The sequence below is a fragment of the Paenibacillus polymyxa M1 genome (assembly GCF_000237325.1).
Classification (GTDB): Bacteria; Bacillota; Bacilli; order Paenibacillales; family Paenibacillaceae; genus Paenibacillus; species Paenibacillus polymyxa_C.
Map to the genome: position 1 here is coordinate 5,085,917 of NC_017542.1, position 7,133 is coordinate 5,093,049.

At 56.0% G+C, this 7,133-nt stretch carries 3 protein-coding genes; all 3 read right to left on the reverse strand.

All coding sequences use genetic code 11. From position 1 onward, the window contains the following. Positions 1 to 224: 224 nt before the first annotated feature. The 3 genes from PPM_RS22920 to PPM_RS22930 are packed head-to-tail and all read right to left on the reverse strand — an operon-like array spanning position 225 to position 7,079. Positions 225 to 1,958, reverse strand: a complete 1,734-nt coding sequence (locus PPM_RS22920) for an ABC transporter ATP-binding protein (protein ID WP_013373222.1) — start codon at positions 1,956 to 1,958, stop codon at positions 225 to 227. Further along, positions 1,955 to 3,781 (reverse strand): ABC transporter ATP-binding protein, encoded by a 1,827-nt coding sequence (locus PPM_RS22925; protein WP_013373223.1) that lies wholly within the window; start codon positions 3,779 to 3,781, stop codon positions 1,955 to 1,957. Before PPM_RS22925 ends, PPM_RS22920 begins: the two co-directional genes overlap by 4 nt. Further along, entirely contained in the window at positions 3,771 to 7,079 is a 3,309-nt protein-coding gene (locus tag PPM_RS22930) for a non-ribosomal peptide synthetase (RefSeq protein ID WP_016324740.1), read from the reverse strand. Before PPM_RS22930 ends, PPM_RS22925 begins: the two co-directional genes overlap by 11 nt. Positions 7,080 to 7,133: the final 54 nt, after the last annotated feature.

The window sequence follows — 7,133 nt, forward strand, 5'->3', positions numbered from 1 at the left end:
ACACTCCCGGTTTAGAGATTCTTTATAGATAGGCTTTGTACCTAGATGTCACTTAGTCACTCTTAGAAGAACCGCGCAGGCCACTCCCGGAACGGCTCCTTCGGACTCTTCCTCCTTTTTCGTGTCTACGTTTTCTGGTAACTACCGGTTATAAAGTCATACCTTGGATTACTAAAAGACTCTGTCGCATTCGCAAGCAGGAAGCCGCCCGCCGTAAAGCGGGTCTAGCCGTACAGCCGGGCGTAATAACCCCCGAGCGCCAGCAGGTCCTGATGGCGGCCCCGCTCGACGACCGTCCCTTGGTTCATGACGGTAATTAAATCCGCATGTTCCACGGTGCTGAGGCGGTGGGCGATCAGAATGGTGGTGCGCCCCTTCATCAATACGTTCAGGGCTTGCTGTACCCAATGCTGGGATTCGTTATCCAGTGCGGAAGTCGCTTCGTCCAGCAGCAGAATCGGGGCGTTTTTGAGAATCGCCCGGGCGATCGCAATTCGCTGCCTTTGTCCGCCCGACAACGACGCTCCTCTCTCTCCCACCGGCGTTTTATACTGTTCAGGAAGTTCCTGAATGAAATGGTGAGCGTACGCCGCTTTGGCCGCTTCGATCACTTCTTCATCCGTTGCATCCGGGTTGCCGTAGCGGATGTTTTCCTCAATCGTGCCGGTAAACAAGAACGGCTCCTGCGGAACGTATGCAATCTGCCTGCGGATTTCGTCCAGCGTGTAATGGCCGAACGGTTTGCCTTGGAGCAGGATTTCTCCGCTGTCCACAGGATAAAAGCCGAGCAGCAGCTTGATCAGCGTACTTTTGCCGCTGCCGCTGGCCCCCACGATAGCGGCGACCTGGCCGGGAAACACCTGCATGGAGATGTCGACAAGCACCTTTTTATCCGCCTGATAGGAAAATTCCACATCGCGAAACTCCACCGCAGCCTCCGACACGAGCTCGCTGTGAGGAGATCCCAAACGATCCGGTTCCTCTTCCTCTCTTAGTACCTCTTGAATCCGGTGAGCGCCCGCGAGCGAATTTTGGGTCATCGACAGAACCATCCCCAAGTTCAACAAGGCGTGCGTCAGATTCACTTGCAGAACCGCCAGGGCGGCGACACTTCCCATTCCCATCAGTCCGTAGGCATAAAGAAGACTGCCGATGACGATGATGCCGCAGAACGTGACGTAGCTGATAAAATGATTCACCGCAGCCTGCATGCCGTTCTTCTGCGCGGTTTGCCGAAGCGTCTGCGTCATTTGTTCGTTCAACGCCTCGTACTGGCCGTAAATCGTGCGGATGCGGAACAGCTTCACAATTTGAATGCCGCCCATAAAATCTTTGAATTTTTCGGTCATTTTACCGAGCGTTTGCAAGCCTTGTTCGGACAAAGCGCGAATATCCCGCGCAAATTTCAGACTGACCACGGAGGACAGCAGCAGAATGACGCAGGATACGCCGGCAAACCGCCAATCGATCAACACCATGGAGACAATGGAGCCGATGCAAAAGACAACTTGAAGCAGCAAAACGAAGTAAACCTGCGAGAATGTAAACTCAACGGTCGTTACGTCGTTGTTCACCCGCGACAGCAAGTCCCCATGGTGCGTCTGCTCCAGGAATCTCGGCCGCACCCGGCACAGCTTGTCATAAAGACGCTCGCGGATATTCAGCACAGTCAGCTCGACACTGCGCTGGTATAAGTAAATGAACCAGGGAGAAATCACATTTTCCAGGAACAAGGCCGCGCCCAAAATAATAAAGGCTTCCACCATCAGGGACGTATCTCGGGACACGGCGAAATCAACCAAGTTATGTACGACCAAGCTGAAGGCGATCAGGAACAATGTCTGGGTGAGCGCCGTCACGGCCAGGCCAATGGCGTACTGGGTTTTGCGCTTTCGGTTCATAAACATCAGCAAGTAGCCGAGTTCTTTCACTTGCGAGAGCCATCCGCCCTTTTTCATGTGTACGCCACCTCCCTACGTTCGGCAGACTCGGTAAATTCCTGATAGTACGACTGGGCGTACAGTCCCTTCATCTTCAGCAATTGTTCATGAGTGCCCTTTTCAACAATACTCCCCTGTTCCATGACCCAAATTTCATCGGCGTTTTGTACTGTAGAAAGCCGGTGGGCAATAACCATCGTCGTTCTCTGCTTCATCAATACGCCCAGCGCTTCCTGAACCGCGCTTTCCGACTCCGGATCAAGAGCCGACGTTGGCTCGTCCAGCAGCAGAACGGGAGCATCTTTCAGAAAAGCCCGGGCCATTGCAATGCGCTGGCGCTGCCCGCCGGACAAAAAGCCGCCGCGCTCTCCGACATATGTCTGGTAGCCGCCCTCAAGCTGCATAATGAAGGAATGCGCCTGAGCGGCTTTGGCGGCTTCGATAATCTCGTCCATCGACGCTCCTTCCCGCCCGTAGCCGATATTTTCAGCGATCGTGCCGCTAAACAAATATGAATCCTGGGTTACCACGGAAAAATGCGACCGAAGCTGCTCCGGATCGGCGCCGTGGATCAGGCTGCCGAACACGCGGATCTCGCCCTGGTCCTCCGGAAGCGGATAAAAGCCGCATACAAGCTTAAACACCGTGCTCTTCCCTCCGCCGCTCGCTCCGACAAGCGCGATCGTCTTCCCTTCCGGCACCGAGAAGCTAACATTCCGTAGGATCGGGGAGCTCTCCTCATACCCGAAGGTTACGTTCTGAAACTCGATGGGGGCGGCGCTCGCTTTCGGAAGCGAACGGCCATTTTCCGTTTCGGTCGGCTGCTCGACGATTTCAGAGACCCTTCTCAGGGCACCGGCCATTTCGAACGTCCGCGTGATGAGCTCGGGAATATGCTCCAGCGGCTCCAGACACAGATTCAGCAAGTACAGGAAGGCGATCAGCTCTCCCGCGCCTAGCTGCCCTTTGTAGATCAAATAGCTTCCGTAACTGACGGCGAAAATGATCGGGCTGATCATCAGCGTCGAAAGCAGCGGGTTGACCCAAGCTTCCCGCTTTTTCACGGCCAACTTTTTTTGGGCCGTCAATTGCAGCAGCACTTGGTAGGAGCGAGATAACATGCCGGATAGCAGGTAGCTTTTTACAATAGGCATACCCCCAAGCGTATCCTGGAGGTTGACGTTCATTCGGCCCATGTTCGCCTGGGCTTCCTCCGTCAACCGCTCCAACTGCTTGCCGATCCATTGGGAAACCAGCAGCGCTACAGGAAATAACAGCAGGCTGTACAGCATCAGCTCCCATTGGAGGTAGATCAAATAAGCGAAACAGCCGATGAACAACAGCGGATGATAAAACCACTGGGCGAGGTCCCGAATCATAAACTGCTGGATGAGCTGCAGGTCGTTGTTGATCCGCGACAATACGTCGCCAGAGTGCTGCTTTTCCAAATAGGAGACCGGGAGTTTGCCGATATGACGCATGACATGGTTGCGGATATCCTGCACCGCAGAGGCGCTGCTTCGCTCCACGCCGAAGCTCATGAAAAACTTCGCCGGCACACCGATCAAGATGACCACAAAGACCGCGTACACGATTTGCAGAACGATTGGCCCCGCCCCCTTCTCGGCCTGGGTGGTCAGCTGCTCGATCAAACTTCCCGTCCATATCTCAATAACGGCGGCGGCAATCGCGGACAAGACACCGACGATCATCCAGCCTTTGTGACGGCTTACATAGGACATCAGCCAGCGGAACGCTTTCCAGGCGGCGTAAGCGGTTTGGCGTTTGGAAGGCGCCGCTGTGCCTTGTTCTAGAACAGACGGCTGGCGGTCAGCTTCCATGCAGTACCCCGGCCTCCGCTTCGATCTGCCGCTTGACTTGCTCTAAGATGTCTCGAATGACGACGGCCGTTTCTTCCACGCGCGCGAGTTCCAGCAATTCCTCGTGCGCACCCTCCAGCCGGTAATCGGAGTAAGCTTGCGTCGTTGCCCCCCGCCAGGAAGGCAATTGGTGCTCCAGGCGGAAAGCTTCGCTGTCCTTCGCAATCAGTTCATAAATCCTGGCCGGGATCGTGCCGGAATTAATAAGCTGCGCTTCGTACGCCAAGGTCGCTTTGACCTTCCGATGAACCCGCTCCCGCACGAGCGGGTTGCTCATTAATTCCTTCTCTTCTTCGTCGAAATCCGCAAGCATTTCTTCAAGCTCTTTCTCCGACGTTTCAGAAGGCGTCAGCGCGTCCTTAATCCACGAGTCCACCATGAGCACGTCCGTTACGGAATACCCTCTTTTCTCCATCGTTTTGGCTACCTCGAACGTCAGGTTGCCTCCGAAGCAGTAGCCGAGCAGCACGTAAGGTCCTTCCGACTGGATGCGGACGATCTCGTCCACATAACGGTTCAGCATGGCCTCGTAATCGACGGCATCGTCGATAAAATCAATGCCGTAGAGCACGAACCGGCCGTCGAGCCTGCTTGCGAGCTCTCGGTAACCGATGCCGAAACCGCTACCCGGAGGGAAGCAGAACACGTTCAGATCTCCTGCTTTATTCAGCTTAATGAAGGAGTTTCCCCCTTTATCCAGGCCGAGATCCGACTCGCCGAAAGCCATGGCTTCAACTGTTACATTGTGGAATTGGCGGTTCAAAGGTATCTCGATGCCCGTTTCATCGTAAACGGCTTGAACGAGCCTCATCAGACTTAACGAATTGCCACCCAACTCAAAAAAGTTATCCTTTACGCCGACCTGCGGAACGCCAAGCGTATCCTGCCAGACGCGTGCGATCTTCATTTCGAGCAGCGTTCTCGGTGCGACATATTCCGCTCCTCCAGCCGCGGCTTCCTCCGGCGCGGGCAGTGCTTTGCGGTCGATTTTCCCGTTCGGGGTCAGCGGCATCCCCGAAAGCTGCACGAGGTGCGAAGGAATCATATACCCCGGAAGCTGCTTGGCGAGCTCCTCCTTGAGTTCATTCGCCGCCAGCCTCGTTTCCGCGACGTAATAAGCGACAAGCTGCTTATGGCCGTTCGCGTCGTCGCGGTCGAGCACCTTGGCTTCTTGCACGGCGGCGATCTTCAGTAGCTGCGTCTCGATTTCGTCCAACTCGATCCGGTACCCGCGGATTTTCACCTGGTGGTCGATCCGGCCCAGGTATTCGATGTTGCCGTCCGGCAGCCAAGCCGCCAAGTCACCCGAGCGGTACAGTTTCTCCCCCTCCGCAAACGGGGAATCGACGAACTTCTCCGCCGTCAGATCCGGACGGTTCAGGTATCCTCTCGCAAGGCCTTCCCCGGCCACGTACATTTCGCCCGCTACGCCAATCGGCACAGGGCGGCGGTTTTCATCCAGGACGTACACCCTCAGCGTCGGGATCGGCTTGCCGATATTGCTCTTCGCCGCCTCCATTTCGACCCACGTTATTTCCTTATACGTCACGTGAACCGTCGTCTCGGTAATGCCATACATATTGATCAGCTTCGTCTCTGGGTACTTCGTCTTGAAGCCCTTGAGCAGCAGCGGACTCAGCGCTTCGCCCCCGAAGATGACGTTGCGAATCCGCAGATCGTACGGATGGTCCGCCAAGACCTTACGCAGCAGCTGATAGAAGTACGTTGGTGTCTGGTTCAAAATCGTGACCTGTTCGCGGCCCAGCAGCGCCAGGAAATCGGCCGGATTTTTCGCCGTGAGCGGCGGTACGATGACCAGCTTGCCTCCGTTCAGCAGCGCTCCGTACATTTCCCAGACGGAGAAATCGAAGCAGAACGAGTGGAACAGCGTCCACGTGTCGGACGGCCCGAAGTCGAACAGGTTCTTGTCGTTGAACAGGAGCCGCACGACGTTCTTATGCTCGATCAGTGTTCCTTTCGGTCTGCCGGTCGTTCCCGACGTGTAGATGACATATGCCAGGTTGCCCGGCCCGGAAATCGGCTCCAGGTTCGAAGCGTCCAGCGCATCGGCGGAGTCCGCCCCTCTGTCGCCCCAAACGAAATCGTCCAATTCGAGGCGCGTTCCTGCGAAGTTGGTCTTCTCGTGCAGATGCTTTTGAATCAGCAATAACGGCGCGCCCGAATCCTCGATCATGAAGCGGATGCGCTCCTCCGGGTAGTCGGGATCGACAGGCACGTATGCTCCGCCCGCTTTGAGAATCGCCAGAATGCCGACAACCATATCGAGCGAGCGTTCGGCCAGAATCGCTACCAACTGGTCCGCTTCTACTCCCGTCTCCCGCAGCTTCCGCGCAAGGCGGTTGGATCGCTCGTTCAGCTCGCGGTAGGTCAGCTGCCGCTCGTTCATGACGGCGGCCACGTTGTCCGGGTAAAGCTCCGCCTGTTCTTCGAACAAGCCGTAAATCGTTTTCCCCCGCTCGAACTCGGTTTCGGTGTCATTAAATCGCTTCAGCAGCGTCTCCCTCTCGTCTGGGGACAGCACATCGGCTTGTCCGAGCTCCAGATCCGGCTGAAATAAAAGCACGGACAGCAGCCGAACAAGATGGTCGGCCGCCTGTTCCACAAATGCCCGCTCGTACCGCTGCCCATCAAAGCTTATTTCCAGCTCGATGGAGTGGTTTTGGCGGTCGAAGCGAAAAACCGTATCGGCCGCCACCCGGTTAACCAGCGGTTCCGGATGAATCGAGGCGAAGGATGCGACGGTGTTGACGACCGGGAGGCCGTCCCCCGTATAGTCCAGATGGAGCGGCTCCACCATTTTCCGAAAAGGCAGGTGCTGATGCTCCAGCGCCTCGCCGATGGAGGCTTTGATGCCCCCGAGCAGCGTTTTCAGCGTAGTCTGGCGGCTTACGGACGTCTTGATCACCAAGATGTCATGCGGCGGCGGAGTCCCGTCGGGGTCTGCGCTATAAGAAGGCATACCGATCAGCACTTGGTCCCGCCCGGTATATTTGAACAGCAGGCTTTTTACTCCTGCCAAAACAATCATGTACAAAGCCAAATCCGAACCGTTGGCGAGGCAAATGATTCTCTCCGAGAGTTCACTCGGCAGAGTACGGTGAAGCAAGCCCGGCTCGGCCGCAGCTTCCCCGTCGGCGGATAATTTGGAGGATTGACTGTAGGGAAGGAAGCTCAGGCTGTCATCGGCGTCAAACTTGCCGCTCCAGTATCGTTCTTCCTTTTCAAACAAAGATTTCATTCGTATCTCCCCTAAAAATGAAGTGACCGCATGCCCCGGCGCAGGTCCGAAAAA

Coding starts and splice junctions, on each gene's coding strand:
- PPM_RS22925 (WP_013373223.1), bottom strand. CDS start 3,781: ATGGAAGCTGACCGCCAGCCGTCTGTTCTAGAACAAGGCACAGCGGCG.
- PPM_RS22930 (WP_016324740.1), bottom strand. CDS start 7,079: ATGAAATCTTTGTTTGAAAAGGAAGAACGATACTGGAGCGGCAAGTTT.
- PPM_RS22920 (WP_013373222.1), bottom strand. CDS start 1,958: ATGAAAAAGGGCGGATGGCTCTCGCAAGTGAAAGAACTCGGCTACTTG.